General features: G+C 39.5%; 16 protein-coding genes. 4 read left to right on the top strand and 12 right to left on the bottom strand.

What is annotated here, in order from left to right; genetic code table 11:
• From BUF13_RS06610 to BUF13_RS06625, 4 genes are all read left to right on the top strand, one after another.
• A complete protein-coding gene (locus BUF13_RS06610; RefSeq protein ID WP_073570994.1) occupies positions 1–891 on the top strand; it encodes an SMP-30/gluconolactonase/LRE family protein in 891 nt (296 codons plus the stop codon).
• A gap of 199 nt (positions 892–1,090) precedes the next feature.
• The gene (locus BUF13_RS06615) at positions 1,091–2,089 is read left to right on the top strand and encodes an acyl-ACP desaturase (protein ID WP_073570995.1); all 999 of its coding nucleotides are present in this window, start codon (positions 1,091–1,093) and stop codon (positions 2,087–2,089) included.
• A gap of 80 nt (positions 2,090–2,169) precedes the next feature.
• Positions 2,170–3,465: a Zn-dependent hydrolase gene (locus BUF13_RS06620; protein ID WP_073570996.1), complete on the top strand. Its 1,296-nt coding sequence runs from the start codon at positions 2,170–2,172 to the stop codon at positions 3,463–3,465.
• Positions 3,466–3,528: 63 nt separating this feature from the next.
• Positions 3,529–4,383, top strand: a complete 855-nt coding sequence (locus tag BUF13_RS06625; protein ID WP_073570997.1) for a pirin family protein — start codon at positions 3,529–3,531, stop codon at positions 4,381–4,383.
• On the opposite strand, the gene BUF13_RS06630 is transcribed toward BUF13_RS06625, so the two are convergent.
• The 12 genes from BUF13_RS06630 to BUF13_RS06685 form a co-directional block, all read right to left on the bottom strand.
• Entirely contained in the window at positions 4,380–5,153 is a 774-nt protein-coding gene (locus tag BUF13_RS06630; RefSeq protein WP_073570998.1) for a Rossmann-like and DUF2520 domain-containing protein, read from the bottom strand. The genes BUF13_RS06625 and BUF13_RS06630 overlap by 4 nt on opposite strands.
• Before the next feature lie 62 nt (positions 5,154–5,215).
• Positions 5,216–7,828, bottom strand: coding sequence for a carboxypeptidase-like regulatory domain-containing protein (locus BUF13_RS06635; RefSeq protein WP_073570999.1), 2,613 nt, complete (start codon positions 7,826–7,828; stop codon positions 5,216–5,218).
• A gap of 151 nt (positions 7,829–7,979) precedes the next feature.
• Entirely contained in the window at positions 7,980–9,377 is a 1,398-nt protein-coding gene (gene lpdA, locus BUF13_RS06640) for a dihydrolipoyl dehydrogenase (protein WP_073571000.1), read from the bottom strand.
• A gap of 54 nt (positions 9,378–9,431) precedes the next feature.
• Positions 9,432–9,785, bottom strand: coding sequence for a four helix bundle protein (locus BUF13_RS06645; RefSeq protein WP_073571001.1), 354 nt, complete (start codon positions 9,783–9,785; stop codon positions 9,432–9,434).
• 106 nt (positions 9,786–9,891) lie between these two features.
• Positions 9,892–11,418 (bottom strand): 2-oxoglutarate dehydrogenase complex dihydrolipoyllysine-residue succinyltransferase, encoded by a 1,527-nt coding sequence (gene odhB / locus BUF13_RS06650; RefSeq protein ID WP_073571002.1) that lies wholly within the window; start codon positions 11,416–11,418, stop codon positions 9,892–9,894.
• 62 nt (positions 11,419–11,480) lie between these two features.
• The gene (locus BUF13_RS06655; protein ID WP_073571003.1) at positions 11,481–14,276 is read right to left on the bottom strand and encodes a 2-oxoglutarate dehydrogenase E1 component; all 2,796 of its coding nucleotides are present in this window, start codon (positions 14,274–14,276) and stop codon (positions 11,481–11,483) included.
• A gap of 204 nt (positions 14,277–14,480) precedes the next feature.
• On the bottom strand, positions 14,481–15,539 hold the full coding sequence (locus BUF13_RS06660; RefSeq protein WP_073571004.1) for a DUF4249 domain-containing protein: 1,059 nt from the start codon (positions 15,537–15,539) through the stop codon (positions 14,481–14,483).
• Positions 15,539–17,938 (bottom strand): TonB-dependent receptor, encoded by a 2,400-nt coding sequence (locus BUF13_RS06665; RefSeq protein WP_073571005.1) that lies wholly within the window; start codon positions 17,936–17,938, stop codon positions 15,539–15,541. The genes BUF13_RS06660 and BUF13_RS06665 overlap by 1 nt, the downstream gene beginning before the upstream one ends.
• A 9-nt stretch (positions 17,939–17,947) precedes the next feature.
• Positions 17,948–19,408, bottom strand: coding sequence for an IPT/TIG domain-containing protein (locus BUF13_RS06670; protein WP_073571006.1), 1,461 nt, complete (start codon positions 19,406–19,408; stop codon positions 17,948–17,950).
• A 162-nt stretch (positions 19,409–19,570) separates the two neighbouring features.
• Positions 19,571–20,503, bottom strand: a complete 933-nt coding sequence (locus tag BUF13_RS06675) for a hypothetical protein (RefSeq protein ID WP_073571007.1) — start codon at positions 20,501–20,503, stop codon at positions 19,571–19,573.
• 20 nt (positions 20,504–20,523) lie between these two features.
• Positions 20,524–22,176, bottom strand: a complete 1,653-nt coding sequence (locus BUF13_RS06680) for a SusD/RagB family nutrient-binding outer membrane lipoprotein (protein ID WP_073571698.1) — start codon at positions 22,174–22,176, stop codon at positions 20,524–20,526.
• 19 nt (positions 22,177–22,195) lie between these two features.
• Positions 22,196–25,417, bottom strand: coding sequence for a SusC/RagA family TonB-linked outer membrane protein (locus tag BUF13_RS06685; RefSeq protein ID WP_073571008.1), 3,222 nt, complete (start codon positions 25,415–25,417; stop codon positions 22,196–22,198).
• Positions 25,418–25,739 lie beyond the last annotated feature (322 nt).

The raw sequence follows: 25,739 nt of genomic DNA on the forward strand, positions 1-25,739 counted from the left end.
ATGAAAATCTTATTTAAAACCGGCTTATTGGGACTTTCTGCTGCAGCAATTTTTGCCAGCTGTAGCTCAGAAAAAAAATCAGAAACTGAAACTGAAGAAATGGTCGAGGTGGTTGAAAAGAAAACTCCTTCTTTGACTATGCTTTGGGAAAGCCCAGCAACACTCGAGACCGTAGAATCGGTGCTTTTTGACGAATCCACAGGAAAAATCTACACTTCCAATATCATCGGCCAAGACCCAACTGCCAAGGATGGAAAAGGAAGCATCTCAATCCTGGATACTGATGGAAATATCGTGGAGCAGGACTTTGTAACTGGACTCAATGCTCCAAAAGGGATGGGAATCGCAAATGGTCACCTGTATGTAACCGACATTGATGAATTGGTAGAAATCGACTTGGAAAGTGGTGATATCACAAACAAGTGGCCAATTGAAGGAGGCCAATTCTTAAATGATATTGCTACTGAAGATGACAAGGTTTTCTTCACCGATATGAACACCGGAACTGTCTATATCCTAATGGATGGAGAGATTATGAAAGTATCAGAAGGAAATGAATCGATCAATGGGCTTGAGGTAAGTGCTGATGGAGTACTTTATGGCTTGGATGCTTCAGGCTTGAAGAAAATCAATGAAGATGGAAGTTCTGAAGTTCTTAACAATGTTGTAACTGGTGGAGACGGTTTGATTTCCTTAGGTGATGGTCAATTCGTAGCCTCCAGATGGGCTGGAGAGATCTATTTTGTAGATGCAGATGGTGAAACCCTTCTTTTGGACACCAAAGCTGAAGAGTCTAACACAGCTGACATTGGATACAATCCTAGCGAAAAGATCGTCTATGTACCAACCTTTTTCAAAAACAAAGTAGTCGCTTACAAGCTGGATTATTAATCCTAAAAAAACCTTAACTCAAAGCCTCTCAGAACTGAGAGGCTTATTTTTTTGTTACATGATCATATTAGAAAGGAATTTTATCCATTTGTATAAACTCAAGCGAGGATTAAAGCAATTCCTCCACCTTTCTCCAATATTGTCCGTACATTTACGGAACATTAAGGGAAAATCCCCTGAAATGATTAAATAATTAGCTATGAGTTCAAAACCGATCAATTACGAGCTGGAAAAAAACATGGAAGTAATTTCCCAGTTGGATGCAGTTGTGGGTCACGCAGTAGACAATGTCTTAGTGGATCCAGATACTTGCTGGCAGCCATCTGATTTTCTTCCTGACATGGCAAACCCAGAAGCCTTAGAGGACATCAAACTTCTTCAAAAAAGAGCTGAAGGGATTCCTGATACTGTGTTGACTTCTTTGATTGGAAATATGATCACAGAAGAGGCCCTTCCTTCCTATCAAACTTACTTCAACTTGCTTGAAGGAATCAATGATGAAAGAAGCCTACTTTCACCTTCTGGCTGGGTAAGATGGTCCAAAGCTTGGACTGCTGAAGAAAACAGACATGGTGATTTGCTAAACAAATACCTTTACCTCACAGGTAGAGTTGATATGGTAGCTGTCGAAAGAACCATTCACCGTTTGATCAGTAATGGTTTTGATGCAAACACTGATGCTGACCCTTATCAGGCAATGATATATACCTCTTTCCAAGAAAGAGCTACCAAAATATCTCACGTAAACACCGGTAAACTTGCTGATAAAGCAGGAGACCATGTGCTTTCAAAAATCTGTAAAACCATCGCAGGTGATGAGGCAAGACATGAAAAGGCTTACAAAACTTTTATGTCTGAAATCTTCAAAATCGATCCAAGTGGAGCAATGGTTGCTTTCGAAAAGATGATGAGAAAGCAGATTGTGATGCCTGCAGTATTGATGGGTGAAGGTGGATCAAGACAGTCTCTTTACAAAGACTTCTCTGAAATCACTCAAAAAGTTGGAATCTATACAGGTTGGGATTATGCTAGAATCATCCAACATTTGGTAGATTTCTGGAAAATTGAGGCTGTTACTGGTCTTAATGACATGGCTTCTAAAGCCCAAGATTACCTTTCAGGATTAGCTGATCGTTACATGAGATTGGCTGACAGAATGAAAGCTCCTGACGAAATCAAATTGGCTTGGTTGAAATAATCCAAACCAGTTCTTAATACATTCAAGTCCTGTCTTTCGGCAGGACTTTTTTTGTAATTTGAAAGACAAACCAAACAGCCATGAATCTAAAATCAAGCTCTCTATTCCTGCTGATCTTTTCATTCAGTAGTTTTTCTTTTGCCCAAAGCCCTCTTGTCAATTCCGATAGACTACATGGAAGCTTGATGAAATTGGCAACATTCGGCAAAAACTCGCAAGGAGGAAGTGATCGTGTAGCATTTAGTGAATATGACATTGAAGCAAGAGAATATGTCAAAAATCTGATGCAAGAAGCTGGAATGGATGTTTCTGTTGATTTCGCGGGAAATATTATCGGTAAAAAAGCGGGGGCAAATCCAGACTTAAAACCGATCGCATTTGGATCCCACATTGACGAGGTGCCCAATGGAGGGGATTATGATGGACCGGTTGGTTCTATGAGTGCGATTGAGGTAGTCAAAACTTTGGGAGAGAACAATGTCATGACTCAGCACCCACTTGAGGTGATCATTTTCACCAATGAAGAAGGCGGAGTTGTAGGAAGTCGAGCATTAGCAGGTCAATTAACTGAAGAAGCACTCCAAGTCGTAACCAATGTGGGGTTCTCTCAATATGAAGGAATCAAGAAAATTGGTGGAAACCCTGATCGTATCAAGGAAATCAAATTGAATCCAGGTGACCTAGCTGCATTTCTGGAGCTCCACATCGAGCAAGGAGGCAATTTGGATAGAGAAGGAATTGATATCGGTGTCGTAGAAGGGATAGTCGCAATTGAGTGGTGGGAATATACCTTCAAAGGGTTTGCAAATCATGCAGGCACGACTCCAATGAATATGAGAAAAGATCCCATGCTTGCAGCAGCCCAATTTATTTTGAACGTGAATGAAACAGTCAAATCTGTGGAAGGAAGACAAGTTGGAACGGTCGGAAAAATCCAGGCCTTCCCGGGTGCCGGAAATGTCATCCCGGGTGAGGTCAAACTCAACCTAGAAATGAGAGACTTATCTTCCGAGAAAATCTGGAGCATTTATGAGAAAATTGAATCTCAGGCAAAAGCCATTGCGGATGAATATGGAGTGACTTATGAAGTGAAACACATCGAAGTCGCCTCAAAACCAGCTTTGGCAGATGAATCAATTCGTCAAGTCATTAAGCAAAACGCTGAAAAACTGGGATTAAGTACCCTGAGCCTTCCAAGCGGAGCCGGTCATGATGCACAAGAAATGGCCAGAATAGCTCCAATGGGTATGATTTTTATCCCGAGTAAAAATGGAATCAGCCATTCTCCTCAGGAATTCTCAAGCCAAGAAGACATTGCAAATGGAGCCAATGTCCTTGTTCAGACCATTTTATCTTTAGATCAAAAATTGAAGTAAAAACCAGATTTTTCTAAACTTTTTAAAAGGAAAAACCCTTTACATGTATATACATTGGAAACCATGAGAAAGATCAAAAAAATACACTCCGCAGAATATAGACCTATCGCAGACCTCATTACTTATAGCCCTTTACCCACAAGGAGTCTTCAGATGATAGATCCATTTCTTTTTTTAAATCATCATGGATTCCAGACCTATCCACCTCATAACAATGGATTGCCATTTGGCCCTCATCCACATCGAGGAATGGAAACAGTAACATTTATTGTAGAGGGCGATATCATGCACAAAGATTCCTCCGGTCATGAATCCGTAATTGGTCCTGGAGGGGTTCAATACATGACCGCGGGAAAAGGATTAATTCATGCTGAAGTATCCAGTTCTGAATTCAAAAAAGAAGGTGGGGATCTGGAAATCCTTCAACTTTGGCTAAACCTTCCTGCTTCCAAAAAAATGATGACGCCAAATTACATTGGACTTCAAAAGGATGAAATTCCTGCATTCGAGCTTGATGAAAGGAAAATTCAAGTTCAACAGCTTTTTGGAGAATGGAATGGGGTCAAAGGAGCTTTTGAGGGCACTTTCCCAATCACCATGAGCACAGTTTATTTGCAAGAAGGCGCTGAATTCACCAAAGAGATTCCTGAAGATGAGAATATTTTCTTCTATATCGTTAGAGGAAAATTAGATGTAAACGACACTCATGTAGCGTTTAGAAATCTGGTTGAATTTCAAAATTCAGGCTCTGCCTTGAATATTAAAGCAATGGAAGACTCCATTTTGATTCTTGGGCATGCATTGCCTTTCAACGAGCCCGTAGTAGCTCAGGGGCCTTTTGTCATGAATACTCAGGAGCAGATATATGAAGCTTATCAGGATTACCAAGAAGGTAAATTTGGCAACTGGAAAGGTTAAGAATCGATGATATCCTGAGAGATTAGCCTGTAGATTTCAGCTACCTGCTCATTATAGTTCAGGAATCGATAATGATCTTCCATCACCTCAAAATCTTCTCGAATAGCAGGGCCCGTTTGGGCCTTTTTTGCTCCTATGTCCAAACTTTTGGAAATCGTCTCAATGATCAGCGGCTTAATCATCTCAAAGTCCAAGCCTTGTCTTCTCATGATTTCCTCAGCTATACGGATCATGTGATTGGAAAAATTGCTAGCAAAAACTGCTGCGATATGGACCGCTTTGCGATCTTTGGAACGAACAGTAAACACGTTATTGGAAAGGCTTTTGGCTAATTTCTTCAGCCTCGCCATCACTTCCTGATCATCCGATTCCAATAAAAAAGGAACCTCCGAAAGATCCATCTTCTGTCCTCTGGTGAAAGACTGCAAGGGGTAAAAAATCCCGGTATATCCCGCCGAACTATAGTCCAGAATATCCAATGACATAGATCCTGAAGTATGGACCAAAATGCTTTCTTCAGGAAGTATAACAGAATCCGCAACCTCAGGAATTGCATCATCCTTGACAGCTATAATAAAAATTTGAGCCTGGCTATCCGTAAAATCCAAATCATCCTTGGCTTCGGCAGAATAAACTCTTTCAGTAATCAAGTTAGCCTTTTGGATATCCCGAGCATAGATTTCAGTAATCTGATGTCCTGCTTCTTCCAAAGCGGGAGCCAAATGCCAAGCAACATTTCCAGCACCGAGGATCGCGATTTTAAACTTCATGATCGAATTAAGGCAAAAATTCGGAACAATGAAAAAGCTGGATTTGCCTAAACCCTTTCAATTCAATTTTCACCAAGGCTTTTTTGATTCATCAAAAATCTACCGGAAACAGGCTCCCCGGAAGAATTGATCCCATTTACTATAACCCAAAACGGCCCTGGGTTTTCAGGCAATTTGAACTTTAAAGTCGCGGAGGTCTGGTTAGAGGAGATTCCTACATTTGGGTTCCAGTAGATCGTCGGGTTATGAGGTTCCAATTCAGTTTTTGCTCCTTTCGCTAATTTTTCCAAGCCCATAAGCTTAAATTCCTTATATGTGTTGATATCAGCCGCCATCTCAGTTCCTGTCTTGGTAATAATATTTATTACTCCAAATTTTCCAGCATCACCATAGGCTGGTACGACAGACTTGATTACCTCAATTTTTTTGATGTTAAAAATATTGATGCTTTGAAAGGCCCTATACTGTGCTTGCCCACCATCGCTACCTAATGTTGGACCAGCAATTGGAGTAATTGGAGCACCATTTAATAAAATTAAGGGAGGGCCACCTACTGCACCACGTGCATTAATAATCATTGGTGGAATACCACCAACTCTGAAGCCTGTCCTTGCCGCAAAGGAATAAATAAACTGCTGAGTATCTCCCGATAAATAGACATCCCCCATTTCATATACTCTTTCAGCTCTTCCGTATGGCATTTCACCAAAATTCTCTTCTCTTTCATCCTCAACTTCAACAGCATCCAATAACATCTCTCCCTCCTGAACCTTCAAATACTCCGAAATCAATGAGTCAACATCTTGTGGTCTTTTAGATAATGGCTGAACTCTCCCAAAATCAAAATGTGAAAAATCAAATTGATTTTTGGGGCTGACTAATTCCATTTCAATTTCTCGCAATGGTATTTTCCCATCTGGACTTGTTCCCTTTACCAAGACTGCAAATTCTCCTTCTTTATGAAGCCCTTCCAAGTAAAACTCTCCCAAAAAATCTGACCTCAGCTCACGCTTATCCATAAAGTTGTCCACCATAACCTCAACTCGAGATTTATTTATTTGAGGAAGGGAATCATTGATTTTACCCCTCACTGTTAGTCCAAACTCTTTATCAAACTCGAAGCCTACCGAATCTACATGATCTAGTTGAGGCTTGAATTTTAGAAAATCAATTAAAAGATCATCGGTAGAATTCATGTACTGAATCCCATTTCCTTGAACTACTGCCAAAGATAAATTTGCAGCTGCAATAGAACCTTTTTGGTTGTTTACCACAACATTTAAAGTAATACTATCCTGTGATTGATAGGCTTGTTTGTCAGAAAAAACCACTATCCCTTCGGACTTCGGCTCTATTGTATTTTTACCCACCTCCCAGAGTGAACTCATCACTTGGATAGGCTTATAGTATTCGAAGTCTGCCCCATAATTAGCTCCCCAAAGGGTATAAGCTTTTACGATGAAATCTTTGGTATTCAGTTCTGGGCCCAAAAAAATTGCCCCTGATGATTTACCATTTTCTAAAGGAAACACCTTATGAAGTAAGCTATATCCTGAAGGATCTACTATCTCAACATGCAATACTTTACTCGCTTCATCCATCAACAACGGGTTCCCCATTAATAAATAGGCTTTGAAGAGCAACTGCTCACCCATCATATAGACATCCTTATCAGTGTGAATGAAAACTCTTTCTTGTAACGCCTCAAGTGACCGATCGACTTCATCCAAAGCAATAGCTACATCATAATCAAAATCCTGAGGAAGAGCTTTCAAAGGATATTCAGAACTTGGAAAACCTTGAGTTTTTAGGAGTTCAGGATAAACAGGTGATCCATTTGCCCTGATTTCTAATCCATCTCCATCGAAAGCCAATGCCCGATAATTTTGGTCTGGTTCTTTTATTTCAATTGGACTTTTTGCCTGGAGTTTAAACTCACCTTCTTGAGCAGTTGGAATCAGCTTAATTTCATTTGACTGCTCCCCTAGCAGCTTACGAATGGCATAAATTGGTGAATTTTGATATACCTCCACCCGGTTAGAATTAATCAAATTCTTCTCCTCCACACTTCCCAAATCCAACTCCAGAAAGGAGAGCAATATATCTGTTGTCTCAAAGCCTCTGGATAAGTTTTGAGGTTTTCTCAACCGCATTGAAATCAAATAACCAGATTTTAGATTTTGAACCAATAAGACATCTGAAAAATCTACCCAAACGTCATTGGAGCCCTCTTTTTCAAAGAATCTCAAAACTTCAGGATTAATCAAAACCAATTCAGACTCTTTTGCTTCAATACCTAATCTGTCTTCAAATTGTTCTTTTGCTTTTTTGATTTTAGAATCCTTTAATTCATCAAATTCTAAATTTACTTCAGGAGAAATTCCCCATTTATTCAAAGCATTATTGGATTGACTGACTTGTATGTTTTGAGAAGAAATTTCAAAGCCATTTTTCACTGCAAAGACTTCCCACGGACCAACTGGAATTCCTCTAAGGGAAAAATTGCCCAAACTATCTGTATATGTTTGAAATGTCGTATTTGGGATAAAGACATGCCCCTCAGGAATTGGCTCCTGGGTATTTTCATTAAAAATTCTTCCTGAGAATGTCCCTTTCTGAGCAAAAAGTTGAGAAAAGAACAGGATGAAAAATAGAGCCAAAAAGGATTGCTTCATATGTAAATCATTGTTCTAGTTTAAAAGCATAGTTCTATTTACTAAATTTTCATAGAAAAGGTTTTAAAACTCTATTAAATAGGACCTTAAAAACGAAAAAAGCCATTCCGAATTTTTCGGAACGGCTTAATAAATAACTAAATATCAATAATTAAATATGCAGTGCTCTATTATCTGTAGCAGCTAAACAAGCTTCTTTGAACGCTTCAGTATAAGTAGGGTGTGCGTGTGACATTCTAGAAATATCTTCTGCAGATGCTCTATATTCCATTGCTACAACAGCCTCAGCAATCATATCCGCTGTTCTTGGCCCGATCATATGAACACCTAGGATTTCGTCTGTTTCAGCATCAGCCAAAACCTTTACCAAACCATCAGTATCCATGGAAGCTCTTGCTCTTCCTGACGCCAAGAATGGGAATTTACCAGCCTTGTATTTGATTCCTTTTTCCTTCAATTGCTCCTCTGTAAAACCAACTGCAGCAACTTCTGGCCAAGTGTAAACAACACCAGGAATCAAATTATAATTGATATGTGGTTTTTGACCAGCTAAAGTTTCAGCTACAAAAACGCCTTCTTCTTCCGCCTTATGAGCCAACATGGCTCCTTTCACCACATCTCCGATTGCATAAATGTTTGGAACATTGGTTTGAAGGTGATCATTCACTTCAACCTGTCCTCTTTCAGTCATTTTTACTCCTGCAGCTTCGACATTTAGGCCTTCAGTGTATGGCCTTCTGCCGATAGAAACCAACACATAATCACCCTTAACCTCTACAGTTTCACCTTTTGCGTTGTCTGCTTTAACTGTAACCTCTTTCCCTTTTCTTTCAACAGAAGTTACTTTATGTTTCAAGTAAAATTCGAAACCGATCTTCTTCAAGGACTTTTGAAGCTCTTTACCCATAGTCTTGTCCATGGTAGGAATCAAAGAATCCATGAATTCAATCACAGAAACTTTTGCTCCTAATCTTGCATAGACAGATCCAAGCTCCAGTCCGATTACTCCGCCTCCGATTACTACCAAATGCTTTGGAATTTCTTTCAAATTCAAAGCTTCAGTAGAAGTAATCACTCTGTCTTTATCCAATTTGATAAATGGAAGAGTAGATGGCTTAGAACCAGTAGCGATGATGATATTTTTTCCTTGGATATCAGAAGAAGAACCATCGTCCTTAGTCACTTTTACAGTGGTATTGTTCACGAAAGAACCCAATCCTTGATGAACATCGATTTTGTTCTTTTTCATCAAAAACTGAATACCATCTGTATTTTGTTTCACCACATCGTTTTTGCGGGAAACCATTTGTCCCAAATCAACTTTCAGATTACTTAGGTTGATTCCATGGGTTTTGAAAGTATGCTCAGCATTGTGATAATGCTCAGAAGAGTCCAACAAAGCTTTGGAAGGAATACAACCTACGTTCAAGCAAGTCCCTCCCAATGTTGGGTATTTTTCAACTAATGCGGTTTTCATTCCCAATTGTGCGCAACGAATAGCTGCCACATATCCACCAGGACCAGAACCGATAACAATTACGTCGTACATGATCTTTTGATTTTTGTACCAAGTACTATGTACTAAGTACAAAGTATCTGGAAATTATAGATTCAAACTTTTTTTCAACCTGGCAACCATATTTTGAATATGAACAAGCTGAACTTCAATATTTTGATATTCCTGATTTGAAATAAATTTCAGACGATTAGATATTATCAATTGAGTATCCAATTCAAAAGCAGAACCTTGAGCTATACCCAAGAAATTGTTGAATTCTTTATTTGAATTTCTTCCCGCTCCTTCCGCAATATTTGATGGAATAGAAACAACACTCCTATTGATTTGACTGATCAATCCGTATTTCTCCTCTTTTGGAAGTTTTTCAGTTACTTGATAAACTTCAACGGCTAAATCAATGGCCTTTTGCCAAACAAGCAATTCTTTATAGCGATTCATAAGAACAAAATTTAGGTTAAAAACACTAAAGGAATTTAACCTAAACTCTTCTTAATAGCTAATTATGAAGTCCTTTGTACATGGTACTTTGGACTTGGTACTGAAATTAAACGCCGAACAACAATCTAGTCGGATCCTCAAGCAATTGCTTCACTCTAACCAAGAAGCTTACAGACTCGCGTCCATCAATGATTCTATGATCATAAGAAAGTGCCACATACATCATTGGAAGGATTTTCACTTCTCCGTTTACAGCCATTGGGCGCTGAACGATGTTATGCATTCCCAAGATAGCTGACTGAGGAGCATTGATGATTGGAGTAGACATCATAGAGCCAAATACACCGCCATTTGTAATGGTGAATGTACCTCCGGTCATTTCTTCGATAGACAATTTGTTGTCTCTCGCTTTAGTTGCCAATCTTACTACTTCTTTCTCAATACCTTCGAAAGATAGATCTTCTGCATTTCTAATCACTGGAACTACCAATCCTTTTGGTGCAGAAACCGCGATTGAAATATCACAATAGTCATGATAGATAATCTCATTGCCATCGATCTGAGCATTCACTGCAGGCCACTCCTGAAGAGCTACACAAACAGCTTTGGTAAAGAAGGACATAAAGCCCAATCCAACACCATGCTTTTCTTTGAATTGCTCCTTGAATTTGGATCTCAAGTCCATGATAGGCTGCATGTTTACCTCATTGAAAGTGGTCAACATGGCAGTTTCGTTTTTAACCGCCACCAATCTTCTGGCAACAGTTCTTCTCAAAGAAGACATTTTCTCTCTTCTTTCATCTCTAGAACCCGGTGCTGCTGGAGCAGGTGCCGGAGCTGCAGCTGGCTTAGCCGCTTGAGGAGCAGGAGCTGGTTTCTTCGCCGCCTGAGCATCTTCTTTGGTAATTCTACCGTCTTTTCCTGTTCCACTCACATCACCTGCATTGATTCCTTTTTCTGAAAGGATTTTTGCAGCAGCTGGAGAAGCGTGACCAGTAGCATAGCTATCTTTACTTGGAGCAGCACTTGATGCAGGAGTCGAAGATGCGGCAGCAGGAGTTGCTTCAGCTGAAGCAGGTTCTCCATCCATCACTTCAATCTTACAGATCATTCCTCCGATTTCTAAAGTATCACCTTCTTGAGCCACATGTCTCAAAATTCCTGTTGCCTCGGCAGGCAATTCAAAAGTTGCTTTATCAGAATCAACTTCAGCAATGATTTCATCCAATTTCACGAAATCACCATCTGCTTTGATCCAATTAGCCAGAGTCACCTCAGTGATAGATTCTCCAACAGTAGGGACAACCATATCTTTTACTTCACCAGTCTTTTTAGGACCTTCAGAAGCAGCGGCAGCAGGCTTTGCAGCAGGAGCTTCTTCAGCCACTACACCTGACCCAGCTTCTTCAATCACACAAATCAATGCTCCAATTTCCAAGGTATCACCTTCTTCAGCTTTGATTCGCAAAACACCAGCCGCTTCAGCAGGCAATTCAAAAGTTGCTTTATCAGACTCTAGTTCACATAAAACTTCGTCCATCTGAACGGTATCCCCGTCCTTTTTAAACCACTGGCCAATGGTAACTTCTGTAATCGATTCGCCGACGGCCGGAACTTTGATTTCTTTGCTCATGAGTATTTTATTTGGCTTTTACCAAAAAATGGCAAAAGAGGATATTATGATTATTCTGGATTTTATGACAATTTCAATGCTTTGGAGACGATAGATTTCTGCTCCTCAACGTGGACTTTATTATAACCGGTTGCTGGAGATGCACTGACTTTTCTAGCAATTACGTCCATCGGAAGTTCTTTGTGCAACAATCTCAACATGTAAGTCCAATAACCCATGTTTTCTGGCTCTTCCTGTACCCAAACTACTTCGGCTCCTTCATAGGATTTAAGAACCTCAACTATTTGCTTTTTAGGAAGTGGGTGAAGCTGCTCAATTCTAACAATCGCAACATTTTTCACTTTCTCTTTCTCTCTTGCTTCTTCCAAGTCATAGTAAATTTTACCTGTACAAAGCACAACACGCTTCACATCTTTAGGATTTACTGTAGTGTCCGGAATCAATTCTCTGAATTTACCATCAACAAACTCTTCGATAGGCGACATTACTTTTGGGTGACGAAGCAATGACTTTGGAGACATGACGATACAAGGTTTTCTGAATTCCCATGCCAACTGTCTTCTCAATAAGTGGAAGAAGTTAGATGGCTCAGTGATATTAGCTACTACCACATTGTATTCAGCAGAAAGCTGCAAAAATCTCTCTGGACGGGCATTTGAGTGCTCTGGACCTTGGCCTTCATATCCATGTGGAAGCAACATGACCAATCCGTTTTGTCTTTGCCACTTGGATTCACCAGATGAAATAAACTGGTCAATCATAGTTTGAGCTCCGTTGGCGAAGTCACCAAACTGAGCTTCCCAAAGTGTCAAAGAATGAGGATTTGCCATTCCGTAGCCATATTCAAAGCCAAGAACTGCATATTCAGAAAGTAGGGAGTTATAGATATAGAACTGCCCTTTTCTTCCCTTCATTTCTTTCAAGGAATTGTAAGGCTGATTCGTATTTGCATCATGAAGTACAGCATGTCTGTGAGAGAAGGTGCCTCTCTGAACATCCTGACCTGTCAATCTTACTGTTTTTCCTTCCAAAAGGATTGATCCGTAAGCCAAAAGCTCAGCCGCAGCCCAGTTCAATGACTTAGACTTAAAGAACATGTCCTTACGTTGCTTCATTTGAACCTCAATTTGCTTGATAGGCTTGAATCCTTTTGGAATTGTAGTCAAAGCTTCAGCAACTTCATCAATCTCCTTTTGGGAAATTCCAGTAGCTGGGGATTGGTCAAAATCTTCAGGAGTAGATCTTCTCAAGTTGGCCCACTCTCTCTCAAACTTAGTTGCTTGATAAGGGAGAGGCTTTTCTTTCACCATATTTAGACGATCCTGAAGCAATTGTCTGAATTCCGCATCCATCTGAGAAGCAATCTTTGCATCGATATCCCCTCTCTCAGTCAATTTCTTTACATACACCTCTCTTGGGTTAGAATGCTTAGAAATGATGTTATATAGTTCTGGTTGCGTGAATTTCGGTTCATCAGACTCATTGTGTCCATGACGTCTGTAGCATACCATATCTACGAAGATGTCTCTTCCAAATTTCTGTCTGAATTCGGCCGCCAATTTTGCCGCAAAAACTACTGCTTCAGCATCATCACCATTTACGTGGATAACTGGAGCATCAATGATCTTCGCTACATCAGTACAATAAATTGAAGATCTTGCATCATCGAAATCAGTAGTAAATCCAACTTGGTTGTTGATGACAAAGTGAATAGTACCACCTGTGTTATAGCCTTTCAAACCAGCCATCTGAGTCACCTCATAGACAATACCTTGTCCTGCAACAGCTGCATCACCATGAATCAAAATTGGCAATGCTTTAGTCACGTCACCTTGATGCTCAGAGTCAATTTTTGCACGGATAAACCCTTCTACAACTGGATTCACAGCTTCAAGGTGAGAAGGGTTAGGAGCTAATTTCAGGTGAACTTTTTTATCACCAGAAGTAACGATATCAGAAGAGTAGCCCATGTGATATTTCACATCACCATCTCCCATTGTCAAATCAGGCTTGGCAGTCCCTTCGAATTCAGAGAAAATCTGCTCGTATGTTTTGCCCATGATATTGGCCAAGACGTTCAGACGACCTCTGTGAGCCATTCCGATCATTACTTCTTCCACTCCACCTAAAGCAGCAGAGTTAATCACAGCATCCAAGAAAGGAATAGTACTTTCACCACCTTCCAGGGAAAATCTCTTTTGTCCGAGATATTTGGTATGAAGGAAGTTTTCGAAGACAACCGCTTGATTTAACTTAAATAGAATTCTCTTTTTCTCTTCAACTGAAGGATTGAAAGCCAAAGCTTCTTTTTCTACTTTGGTTTTGAACCAATCCAACATCTCAGGATCACGGATATAAAGATATTCGAAGCCCATCGGACCTTCATAAATAGTCTTTAATGCATCGATGATCGCAGAAAGTTTCGCTTTTCCGATTCCAATTTCGTTTCCTGCTTGGAATTCGGTATTCATATCTTCTTGACCTAATCCAAAATCCTGAGGATCGATCAAAGCTTTTCTATCCCTTCTTTCTCTTACCGGGTTGGTCTTAGATCTCAAGTGTGCTCTAGAGCGATGAGCATGAATCAAAGCTCTAACCTTGATTTCTTTTGGAAGCTGCTCCATATCCATGATGGTGCCTGGAGTAGCCAACGAACCATTTTTAGCAGGCGCTCCATTAGAAGAAACTGCTGCCGCACTTCCATTTTCAGCTTCACCATAATTGGTTAATGCAAAATCAAACCCGTCGAAAAACTCTTTCCAACTAGGATCAATAGATTCTGGGTCTTGCTTGTAAGAATTGTATAGCTCATCGATGTATGACACGTGAGCATTTGCGATATAGGAAAACTTATCCATGAGATTAATTTGAGAATGTCACAAAGCTAAGGGGTATAAGCAATATAAAAAAATTGCTTATTTGCTTTAGCAAATATTAATTTTTTAATGAAAAAGGCAGAGTATTTTCTCTGCCTTAATACGATCTACTAAAATATTATTATTTGCTTTATAATATTTGGAAAAGGACTGATTCACAATAATTTTTCCAAACAATCATCTAAATCAAGGATTCCAATCAGAAGGCGGATTCTCCTCTGCACCTACTACTACTCTACAATCATCTGCGATCAAACTTAAAGGTTGTCTATAATCCAAATCTGCACCATGGATATACATTCTTTCATTGGTTTCTCCAGCCACCATAAAGTAGCCCAAAACCACTTCATCTGGATCATCTAGACTGATCATATTCCCTCTGATATTTGCCGGAGGAGGATCAAACACAGATCCACTTAATTCAGTTTGCTGTTTTACCAATCTCAAAAAGCGATAAGCACTAGCTGAAATTGTCAATTGCCTTAAATCCATTCGGAAAGTTGTAATAAATCTTAAACCATCATCTGGAATAAACATGGCTGTCACTTTCGTAGATAAACCATTGAAGTCATCATCTGTAGCAATGAACATCGATCTATTTCCTACACTTTCGGCCAAATAACATGTAAAACAACAATCTTTGGGAGCCGGAGCACGAGTTTCCCTATCCATATATAAATCTGGACGAGCATTCACCTCAAACATGGCGTTTTCAGTTCTCCAATAATAAAAATTGTTTTCGTCGCTTGGATCTTCGACATCAACGACAAATCTTACCCCAGATTCTGGTTCCAACTCCCCTTCAACCGGAAACTCCACTGAGTAATAATCAATATTGCCCATAGGAACCGGATTACCTACTGTTTCAGGAAGCGACGTATAAGTTTTACCATCCTGCAATTGAATTTGCAAGGTATATGTATCTCCTGCCTTGGCAGCAAATCCTTCCGGAGTCAAATAATTCCCTTTGACCTCTGAATCTTCTGTCAAATAAGTCACTACACCATCTTGATTTCTTACCAAGACTGTTGCCAAAGAAACGGGGCGGATCAAACCTTCGAAAACGGACCCATAAGTATCACTTCTAGTCAACTTAATAGAATGCCTACCAGGATCAGTAGTGATCATTCCATCCACCGTCAATAATTGGGCGCCACTTTCGATTTCCACTTCATAGGGATCAACACAGGCCCCTAAACCCAAAAATATCCCTACATACAATAGAGAAAGAATTATTTTTCTCATTAGAACTTTATGGAATAACTTAAACTAGGTAAAGGCACACCCAAAACAGCTAATCTTAGTGCCTGAGGCGGTGATCCTTCTTGATCTACAAAGAATAATGAAAATGGATTTTTACGAGCATAAACATTCAATACAGAGAAAGTCCAGTCACCATCAAAAAACTTACCTTCTCCTTTCAGTTTGAAATTAATTGCTAAATCCAAGCGATGGAAATCAGGAAGTCGTTGCTCATTTCTTCTATTAAAATAAGCCAGGTTATTTCCTGAATAGTCAAATTTCGCTTCTGGGAAAGTTACTGGTCTACCGGTACTGTATCCAAAAGTCGCCGAAACTGAGGTATTGGTGCTGACCTTATAATTCCCAATTAGGGTTAAATCATGAGGCTTATCAAAATTGGATGAATACCAATCTCCATCATTAATGATTTCCTCTTCATAAGGAGTAATCACCCTTCTCAAACTTCTAGAATAGGTATATGAAATCCAACCTGTCAGACGTCCCAAATTCTTTTTCACAAACATTTCAACACCATAGGCTCTACCGCTTGCAGGAATCAACTCAGTCTCCAAATGGTTTTGTAGAATTAGGTTAGCCCCATCTTTATAATCGACCACATTTTGGATGTCTTTGTAATACACCTCAATGGAAGTCTCAAAAATGTTTCCTTTGAAATTATTGTAGAAACCCAATGAATATTGATCAACAATTTGAGGCTTTAAGAATTCATCACTCAGTTTCCAAACATCCGTTGGAGCAATAGTAGCTGTATTGGAAATCAAATGGATGAACTGGTACATCTTATTATACCCAGCCTTAATAGAGCTGGATTTGGAAAGAGAATATCGAATAGATCCTCTTGGACCCAAGCCATCATAAGAAGTTATCTTTTCACCATCGCCATAGGTAGTTTCGCTGATCGCACTTCCGTCGGATATTGGCTGATTTTCCGCATACTGCCTTACAGTTCTTGGTCCAAAATATTGATACATATCATATCTTAAACCATAGGAAACCCCAATTTTTTCTCCCAATTCAAATTCGTGTTGGAAATGGACGGCAGACTCCCTTCCAAATTCATCTTGAACTTTTTTTGGTAAAAGGCCAGACTCTTGTTCGTCGGTAGGAATCAATTCACCCGGTTGTAATGTCACATCTTTGAACTCGCCGCCGAAAGTTACTTTATTAGTTTCGGAGATTTGATACATCGCAAAAACCTTAGCCCCAAAATCCACAATCCCGGAATTCAAATCAAAATCATTGATTCCAGATCTATTAAAAATCCCGTAATCATATTGGGTATAATAACCTAACGCGTCCAAGCTAAGCTTATCACTCAGTCTACTTTTCCATTGAAGGGAATGTGAATTATTTTTCCATGAAATCGTCGTATCAGACGCAAAAGCAAAATCGTCATAAGACGTATAATAGCTATAAGTGAATTCATTCTTATCAGAGATTGGAGCTGAAATCACCAAATTCCCATCATAGAAATTGGCGCTTGAAGTATTCAAGTCCGGGTTACTCAAGGCCCCCAAAAACCAATTGATATAGGAACCTCTAAAACCACCTCGAATCGAGACTTTTTCTTTGACCAAAGGACCATTGATTCCAATTTTCCCGGAATAGTTACTTAACATCAAATCACCTCCCCAACGGTCAATACTCCCTGCTTTCGGCAAAATATCCAAAATAGAAGACCCTCTTCCACCAAATCGAGTTGGGATAACTGACTTGTAAAGTGTCACATCATTGACAACATCTGCATTGAATGAAGTAAAGAGACCAAATAAGTGAGTAGGGTTATAAATTGGGGCGCCAGCAAATTGAATCAAGTTTTGATCCGCTCCTCCACCTCTTACATTCAAACCTGCTGCTGCCTCTCCAACTTGAGAAACACCTGGCAAAGTTGCCATGGATCGAATAATATCTACTTCACCCAAGAAAGGTGGAAGTTCTTTAATGGAGTTCATCGACAAAGTTATCGCCCCCATGTCTGTGGAACGTATGTTTTTCTCAGGATCTCGACCAAAAATGACCACATCATCCAGCTGGAAATCCTCTTGGATCATTCGGATGGAAATTCTACCATCGCCTACAGCCGTTATAGGGTAAAGCACTGTTTCATACCCCACATACCGAAACTCCAAATTGTATTCAGCCCTGTCCAATATCAATTCAAACCCACCATTATTATCCGTAATTCTTGTTAGGTTAATTTCAGGAACAGTAACTGTCGCTCCTATTAAAGCATCTCCCGTAATTTCATCGATTAACCTTCCAGAGATCCTAATATTTTTAAGCTGACCAATATCTCTACCAATGACCTCTCGTTTGGGTTGCGTTTGTCCCTGCACTAAAACAGGAATAATGAAAACGATTAATAGTAAAAACTTTCTCATATACACCTATTAAAAACCATTGGGATCAAACACATACATATCCATGGGGTAATCAGTTACCAAAGAAATATCCGGCACTCTCATAATATAGAGCAACCCGTCTTTTTCAAAATTCCCTACTAAAATACTTTGTGGGTATCCTGGCATCAAGTTTTTAGATTTCCAAGTCAGGGTTTCCATATCAAGCTCCCACATCTGATTACTTCTTCGATAAAGTCCTATGTAGACCTTATCACCCACTACTTGAGCCATCCCATAACCTTGTCCAAGGCTACCTGGATAAGTAGCAATAGCATCCCAGGAGATACTGGCTGGATTAAATCTCCAAAGATTGAAATCTTTTCCAATGACATAACCGAAACCGCCATAGGAAAAGACAGCATTTTCAGCATTAAAATTATCAGGGGGTGCAGGCAAACTCGTCCAAGAACCTGTGGATGCGTCATATTTTCTAAAGGAAGCATCTTCCTCCATTTTTGTACCGAGAACATACAAGTCTTCCCCTATTTCAAATGCCTTTGACTCTAAACTTTCAAATGGCAAATCAGCTAATCGAGTAAAATTATCTCCGTCAATTTTCCAAAAAGTCTTATCGATATTAGTAGGGTTATTACCACGTTCAGCAGTTCCTCCACCTATGTAATGATCAGTGAAAAAAGAATAGGATCGAGCATTTCCTGGGAATGAAACTTTTTGCCATTGGTCAGACCCTATATCATATTTCTGGAAGCCATAATAACTTTCAATTCTTCTCCTTGATCCAAGACCAATGTATAGGCCTGAGTTATTTTGATAAAAGACATTATCATAAAGCCTAATTGCCTCAGGAAAAGTAGTCACTAGTTCGTAAGTGCCGATTTGATATTCAAAATTTTCATAAAAAACCTGTTCTTCTCCCTGAGTCACCAATTTGATAGACACTGAAGGTTCATCTTTCAATGCTGGTACAGTCAAGGTAATCTGACTTTCCAAAGTAATATCTATTATCTGGGCCTCTTGAGTCCCAAAAAATACACGTGTGTCAGCCGCGAAGTTTCCGCCTGATATAATGATTTCATCTCCCCCCTCTCCATACAAAGGAGAAATGCTTTCGATAAAGGAATTTAATGTATTAACCTCCATCACATTTCCTTCCAAAATCTCACCATTTAGCTCCATAAAGGATTTCACATAATACAATTGGTGGATCTCTAAACCTTCTGCAAGTCCTGTAAACCTACCAGGTCCTTCTTTGGGACCTAATGAAACCACGATAGGTGACGAAAAAGAAGGGTCTAAAGAAAAATAAAAACCATGGTCACTTACTTGGATCTGACTATTGCTAATCACCCTTCCTAAAACACGAATTTGGTCCCCACTTGCATGGAGTATTTGTTCAGTTACTACAAAAGAATTTTCATCTTCTTCTTCAGTACATGCCCATCCCAATAACAGCACTACGAAAATGCCAAGAGACAGAAATTTCTTCATAAATAGTTGGTCATTAATTCCCTTCGAAAATAAAAAAATAATCTTTTCTATTAATAGTTTAAAGAATTTATAATCAAATAATTACTGGATAATTAAAATAAATAATAAAGCAAAAAAAATGGCAGTGCGAACACACTGCCATTTTATTAACTATCAATTCAATTATTGAAAGATCGGGAAGGACTCCCCATCATTAGCAAAGATGGTAACAGTACCATATTCGCCCCATGTATTGATCCAATCAAATGTGAATTTCTCAGTATCAGAGCTTGTAACAGTCATGGAGTAAGAATCACCATACGAGTCAGTTCCTGACATAGTCAAGTTACCACAAGCATCGTTCAATCTTACACTTCCACCCCAAGCATCTCCATAACACTCACCCCAAAGGCCAAATGCCGCATCACTAATGGTATAAGAACCAGTAGTACTCGTAGCAGTAAAGGTAACAGACCCTTCGAAAGTAGCATCACCGCAATAATCAGAAGTCTGAGAATATGCATAGGTACCACCCAAATCAGATGGGCAAATTACACTTACAAAGTATTGGAATGGAGAAGAGTAGAAAACACCACCGGCAATGTTACCAGAAACATTTTCTCTGTTGAATGTACGACCATATTTGTCGTGCAACTCCAAGCTGAATTCAAATACATCACCACCTTCGATATCTGCTTCTGTCAATCCTACAGCAGCCAAAGCTTCAGCAGCAGTAATAACAAAAGAGGTTCTAAGGAATCTAGATTCAGAATTCGCTCCGAAATCAGATGCAGACAAAGTTTTAACTGTAACAGGTCCAGCAGATGGAGTATACTCCAATCCAACACCTGTGATCAATCTTCTGTGCTGAACATTGATATCAACAGTCTCTACTGATGCACCATCTTCAGAATCAACAGCTTCAAGAGTCAAAGCAAAGTTTGAACTTGCTAAGTCAAAGAAGTTAAAGGTTGTACTGGTTCTATCGATCGTTCTCAAATAAGCCCCTGTATCGAAATCAGTATACGGGATATTTGGATCAACAGTATCACGACAGGAACTAAGAAACACTACCGCTCCTACTAGTAAACCAAAGGTATATTTTAACATTTTCATATTATCTCAATTTTTTTGGTTTAGTAAATAAAAGAGTTACCAGCAGCATTGTTATCCCAGAAAACTTGAGCATCCAAACCAGACTTTTGAACGGCATTGGTATTGGTTACCATATAAGTGTTAGGATACAAGAAAGAACGAGGGAAGTTACCCGGATCTTGCTCCAAACCAGGCTGCATATTTCCTGGCTCACCAGTTCTTCTATACAAGTTGTATGCTTCAACGCCGTTACCGAATAGGCCTATCCAGTATTCACGACCAATGATATACATTTTATTACTAGCTCCATCATACTCAGAAGAAACGTAGTCGATATAATCAGCAATTTGATCATCCAAAACATCCATTCCACCCAATTCAGAATAGTAATCAGTTACATCACCAGAACCTGCAGAAGACAATGCAAAATCAGTTACATAATCCATATGTTTTTGGATTCCAGAAAGCAAGTATTCTTTTGCAGTAGCAGCATCTCCATCAATCTCAAGAGCTGCTTCAGCTAACATAAAGTCAACATTAGATGCAGTCATTATAGGGTAGATACCAGCACCTTGACCACCCAAAGTAGGGTTGTTTACAGGAGTAGCAGAATCGTCATCAAATCTACCAGCTACAGGGTAAATACCCCACATAGTTCTTTTCAAACCATCTGGTGGAATACCGTCTGGATCTAGATGATCACGTCCCCAATAACCTCTTTCACCAGGTAAACAGTAGATAAATCCACCAGCTAGATAATGAGGAGGAGCAATCTGACCAATACACTCGATTTCATCAACATTTGTAGAGTTTACCAAAACCTGACGATAGAAATAGAATCTAGCTCTTGGATCATCAAACCCTTTTTCTTCTGTCAAATGCCACATATAGTAAGTAGACATATACGTTCCACCACCAGATGTATAAGTACCAGAATAATTTGGATGTCTTGAGTCAGGGTTGGCATTAGAAGTGCCAAATCTGAAAACAAAATCATCACCTGCTTTTAACATGTTATCTTCTGCCACTAGAGCAGAAATACCTGCTGAAGAACCAGATTGATCAATCAATCTCAAATTCAGGAAGTACCTCAATTTCAAGGTGTTAGTCAATCTCACCCACTTCGTATAATTATTTCCGTAGAAATAATCATTTGGAGATCCAGAGGAAGTAGTTGCAGTAAAATGAGCTTCAGCTTCTTCTAGCAATCCATATGCTGCATCATAGATTGAAGCACCTGAATCTACCTTAGGGAAGAAATTGGATGCATCCAACGCTTCTGAGTAAGGCACATCCCCATAAACATCCGCCAAATGGAATAAAACCATTGCCTTGATAGTCTTTGAAATACCCAAGTGTCTTTCTAAGCCACCTTCAACAGCCAATGGCTCCAAGAAAGCGATATCTGCAAGGATATTTGCATAAGAGTTAGACCACCAACCATTTGTCGAAGCTGTAGTATAGGCACTTTCGTAATTTGCACTACCCTGATTTACCATTCTAGTCAAGGACATCCCAGTATTACTGATACCTTGATAGAAATCTTTGTAATCTAATTGAATCCTGTTAAGCAGGAAGTCCGGAGAAGCTGTCTCTGCAGTTACCGCATTTGGGTTGTCTAGTAAATCTAAATCACAAGACGACGCAAACAACATGGTACCTGCACACAACAAGCTATATAAGTATTTTTTCATAATTGTCTCAGTTTTGGGATTAGAATGCAAGAGTTACAGTTCCACCAAATCTCTTCGAGCTAGGACCAGTTACAAAGTCAAAGCCCAATCCATTACCTACACCAGTACCCAATACATCAACATCATAGTTCATGTTAGGAGGGAAGTTCAAGGCAAGGAACCAAAGGTTTGTTCCGCTCAACGCAACAGAAGCTCTCTTGAATGGAGTTTTAGCCAACAATGTAGAAGGCAATTCATAACCCAAAGAGATTTCTCTCAATCGAATCATAGATCCGTCGAATACGTTAGGAGCATCAGTTCTACCTTGATAACCTCCGAAGAAATAATCAGAAGCAGAGATCTGAATATCATTCTTGATATAATTAGGAGAACCGTCAGCATTTGTTCCATCTTGTCTTACACCAGGCATGATGAAAGTCATTTCTCTATCAGCAACTGGATCTTTTGTTACACCCCTTGCCAATGTAGCAGTTACAGTATTAGAGAATACTGCACCTTTGTGTCTGTACTCCAACATTGCGTTGAAAGTGAATCCTTTCCAAGAGAAAGTATTAATCCAAGAACCAGTCCATCTAGGGTTTGGATCACCTAAGATTTGCAATTCTGGATCAGCAGCATAAAGACCATCAGAAAGAACGATTGGATTCCCTTCATCATCTCTTAGGAAACCAGTTCCTTTGATCACATTGAATGGCTCACCAGGAATAGCGAAGTTACCCAAAGTAGTGAAACCTGCTACTACAATTTCTTCCAAGCCAGCACCCAACTCAGTGGTAACTGATCTGTACAAACTCCAGTTAACAGTAGAATTCCAAGTAAATCCAGAAGCAGTAGAAACCGGAGTTACATTAGCCTGAAGTTCCACACCTCTTGTTCTGATGTTACCGATGTTAATAGCAGTAGTGGTAAAACCAGTAGCTGGATCAATTGGAGATTGAGTAATCAAATCATTTGTGTTTTTCTCAAACATGGAAAGATCGAATCTCAATTTATTATTGAACATTACTGCTTCCACACCAAATTCCAATTCTTGGATCAATTCAGGCTTCAAGTTAGGATTACCCAAAGCATTAGATACAGAGTGAGTCTGAGTCAAAGTACCATCTCTTGAGAATGCAATAGCATTCTGTGCCAAGGTGTTTCTTGTACTGTATGGACTAGGGAAACCAGCAGAAGTACCATAACCCAATCTCAATTTCAAGTCATTGATAGTAGAAGAATTCCAGTCAAATGCAGTACTTGGAATGAATGAAACTGAAGCTCCAGGATATAGGATTCTTCTGTTTTCTTTTTCTACAGTAGATGTCCAATCATTTCTTGCAGAAAGAGTGAAGTACAAATAGTTAGAGTAATCTAATGTTAGGTTAGCATAAACCCCCATTCTTCTTTGCTCAGAAGTTACATTCAATCCTCCGTGAGACGCTGAAGTAAAGTTAGAGTGACGGAATAGACCGAAAGCCAACTGACCTTGAGACTCAATACCATCTCTTACAAATGAATCATAACGAGAGTTACCACCCAACAATGCACTCATACCAAATTTGTCAGAGAATTCTTTCTTCCAGTTGAAGATCAAATCCTGATTCCAAATTGTATTTACAATGTTTGCTGTGGTATACATACCTGACTGAATAGCTGCACTACCAGAACCTGCACCTTTGTTGTACAATTTCTCTTGCTTCTCAGTATAAGTATCCAAACCAATTCTATAAGTCACAGAGAAATTATCATTGAAATCATAGATCAATGAAGTAGAGTTAAAGAAACGGTTTACATCAGAAGTATTCTTATAATATTTCGCCAACCACTTAGGGTTTACAATATTGTTACCAGCTCTATAGTAAACAGAGCTATTATCCACTGGATTCTCGAATGGCAAACCAGCCAAATCGATAGAACGAGGAGTATACAATACGTGAGCAAATACGGAAGGGATACCACCAGATGGTCCTGAACCGTAAGAAGCGTTAACTGGAGGAGACTCCAAATCAGTGATTGCAAAAGTGAATGAAGAATTCACAGAAAGCTTATCATTGATAGAAGATCTAACACCCAATCCGAAGTTATATTTCTTCAATTCATTACCTGGAACAAATCCTTTGTCATCAGTATACCCGAAGCTTGCACTAAAGCTTGTTCTGTCAGATCCACCTGCAATTTGAATGGAGGTGTTGGAAACTAGACCAGTTCTGAAGAAAGCAGTAGAAGGATCTTCGTAAGCTTTGTACTCATACTGTACTGGAGTACCACCCACAATACCATCAACCCAAAACTGAGGGAAAGCCTCACGAATAGAAGCAATAGATGAAGTAGCATAAGGGTGAGCTACAGTTAAACCAATATCCAATCTCGGTCCGAAGTTAGAGAAGAAGAAACCTGGAGATTGCTGGAAACCATTTCCATATTCATAACCATAAGTTGGCAAAGAAGCCGCCTTATTTGAGAATACTGACTGATTAACAGTAACTTCAGCAGCTTTTCTCTTAGATGCACCAGACTTGGTAGTAATCAAGATTACACCATTTCTACCTTGGTCACCATAAAGAACTGTCGCAGAAAGACCTTTCAATACAGACATGCTCTCGATGTTATTTGGATCAATATCCAAGAAACGAGAAGAAGTAGTAGCACCACCAGTTGTAAATCCATTGGTGTTGTTGGTACTAGTGTTGAATGGAACACCATCCACAACGAATAAAGGCTGGTTGGAACCAGTAGCAGAGGAATAACCTCTAATTACCATGTTGGTACCAGAACCAGACATACCGTTGGTAGAAGTGATATTCACACCAGGTACTTTTCCTTGCAATACGCGGGCAACGTCTTGCTCAGGGCGATTCTCAAGCTGCTCGTCACCAACAGTGGTAACGGCATAACCCAAGGCTTTCTTTTCCCTTTCGATACCGATCGCTGTCACTACCACTTCGGATAGTTGAGCTGCATCAGCTGTAAGGGTTACATCAATAACGGATCGATTGCCAATAGTCTCTTCGTGTGTCTCAAGACCTACGAAAGAGAAAATTAGCACATCTGAACCCGCCGGCACGCTAATGGAGTAATTACCATCCAAATCGGTGGTTGTACCCACTGTCGTACCCTTAACGAGGACGGTTGCACCCGGCAAGCCTAGTCCATCTTCGTCGGAAATTACCGTACCGGTAATTACCCGCTGCTGCGCCGACACCTCATAACTGAGGGTCATGGTGAAAAGCGCAACAACAAAGAGTAAAGCTTTTCTCATAAGGTATTTAGTTTAGTTGATTCGTAAATAAAATCCCTTTCCGCCTAATTTCAAAATAGGCCATGAAAGTAAAAATATATAAGTATTATCCTATCATTTATCGAATAAGGTCAATATTTTGAGACATTATCATTAATTTTATTATAAATATTAGCTAAATACCATAATGAAGCTTTTACTGAAAATTAACGGTGATTATTTTATGTGGATGGCGCAAAACGATGATTATTTGGTACAGGTTAATTCATTAACAATAATTAACAGTTTATTAGCCTTTTTTAAGATAATTCAGAATTTTATTCTGTTGCAATTTTCAATAAAT

Source organism: Algoriphagus zhangzhouensis (assembly GCF_900148515.1).
In the GTDB taxonomy this organism is placed as follows: Bacteria; Bacteroidota; Bacteroidia; order Cytophagales; family Cyclobacteriaceae; genus Algoriphagus; species Algoriphagus zhangzhouensis.

Bases quoted from the DNA above. Each gene is read 5' to 3' on its own strand.
- BUF13_RS06660 (WP_073571004.1), bottom strand. From the start codon at position 15,539: ATGAGAAAAATAATTCTTTCTCTATTGTATGTAGGGATATTTTTGGGT.
- BUF13_RS06625 (WP_073570997.1), top strand. From the start codon at position 3,529: ATGAGAAAGATCAAAAAAATACACTCCGCAGAATATAGACCTATCGCA.
- BUF13_RS06685 (WP_073571008.1), bottom strand. From the start codon at position 25,417: ATGAGAAAAGCTTTACTCTTTGTTGTTGCGCTTTTCACCATGACCCTC.
- BUF13_RS06665 (WP_073571005.1), bottom strand. From the start codon at position 17,938: ATGAGAAAGTTTTTACTATTAATCGTTTTCATTATTCCTGTTTTAGTG.
- lpdA (WP_073571000.1), bottom strand. From the start codon at position 9,377: ATGTACGACGTAATTGTTATCGGTTCTGGTCCTGGTGGATATGTGGCA.
- BUF13_RS06680 (WP_073571698.1), bottom strand. From the start codon at position 22,176: ATGAAAAAATACTTATATAGCTTGTTGTGTGCAGGTACCATGTTGTTT.
- BUF13_RS06655 (WP_073571003.1), bottom strand. From the start codon at position 14,276: ATGGATAAGTTTTCCTATATCGCAAATGCTCACGTGTCATACATCGAT.
- BUF13_RS06615 (WP_073570995.1), top strand. From the start codon at position 1,091: ATGAGTTCAAAACCGATCAATTACGAGCTGGAAAAAAACATGGAAGTA.
- odhB (WP_073571002.1), bottom strand. From the start codon at position 11,418: ATGAGCAAAGAAATCAAAGTTCCGGCCGTCGGCGAATCGATTACAGAA.
- BUF13_RS06670 (WP_073571006.1), bottom strand. From the start codon at position 19,408: ATGAAGAAATTTCTGTCTCTTGGCATTTTCGTAGTGCTGTTATTGGGA.
- BUF13_RS06620 (WP_073570996.1), top strand. From the start codon at position 2,170: ATGAATCTAAAATCAAGCTCTCTATTCCTGCTGATCTTTTCATTCAGT.
- BUF13_RS06645 (WP_073571001.1), bottom strand. From the start codon at position 9,785: ATGAATCGCTATAAAGAATTGCTTGTTTGGCAAAAGGCCATTGATTTA.
- BUF13_RS06675 (WP_073571007.1), bottom strand. From the start codon at position 20,503: ATGAAAATGTTAAAATATACCTTTGGTTTACTAGTAGGAGCGGTAGTG.
- BUF13_RS06610 (WP_073570994.1), top strand. From the start codon at position 1: ATGAAAATCTTATTTAAAACCGGCTTATTGGGACTTTCTGCTGCAGCA.
- BUF13_RS06635 (WP_073570999.1), bottom strand. From the start codon at position 7,828: ATGAAGCAATCCTTTTTGGCTCTATTTTTCATCCTGTTCTTTTCTCAA.
- BUF13_RS06630 (WP_073570998.1), bottom strand. From the start codon at position 5,153: ATGAAGTTTAAAATCGCGATCCTCGGTGCTGGAAATGTTGCTTGGCAT.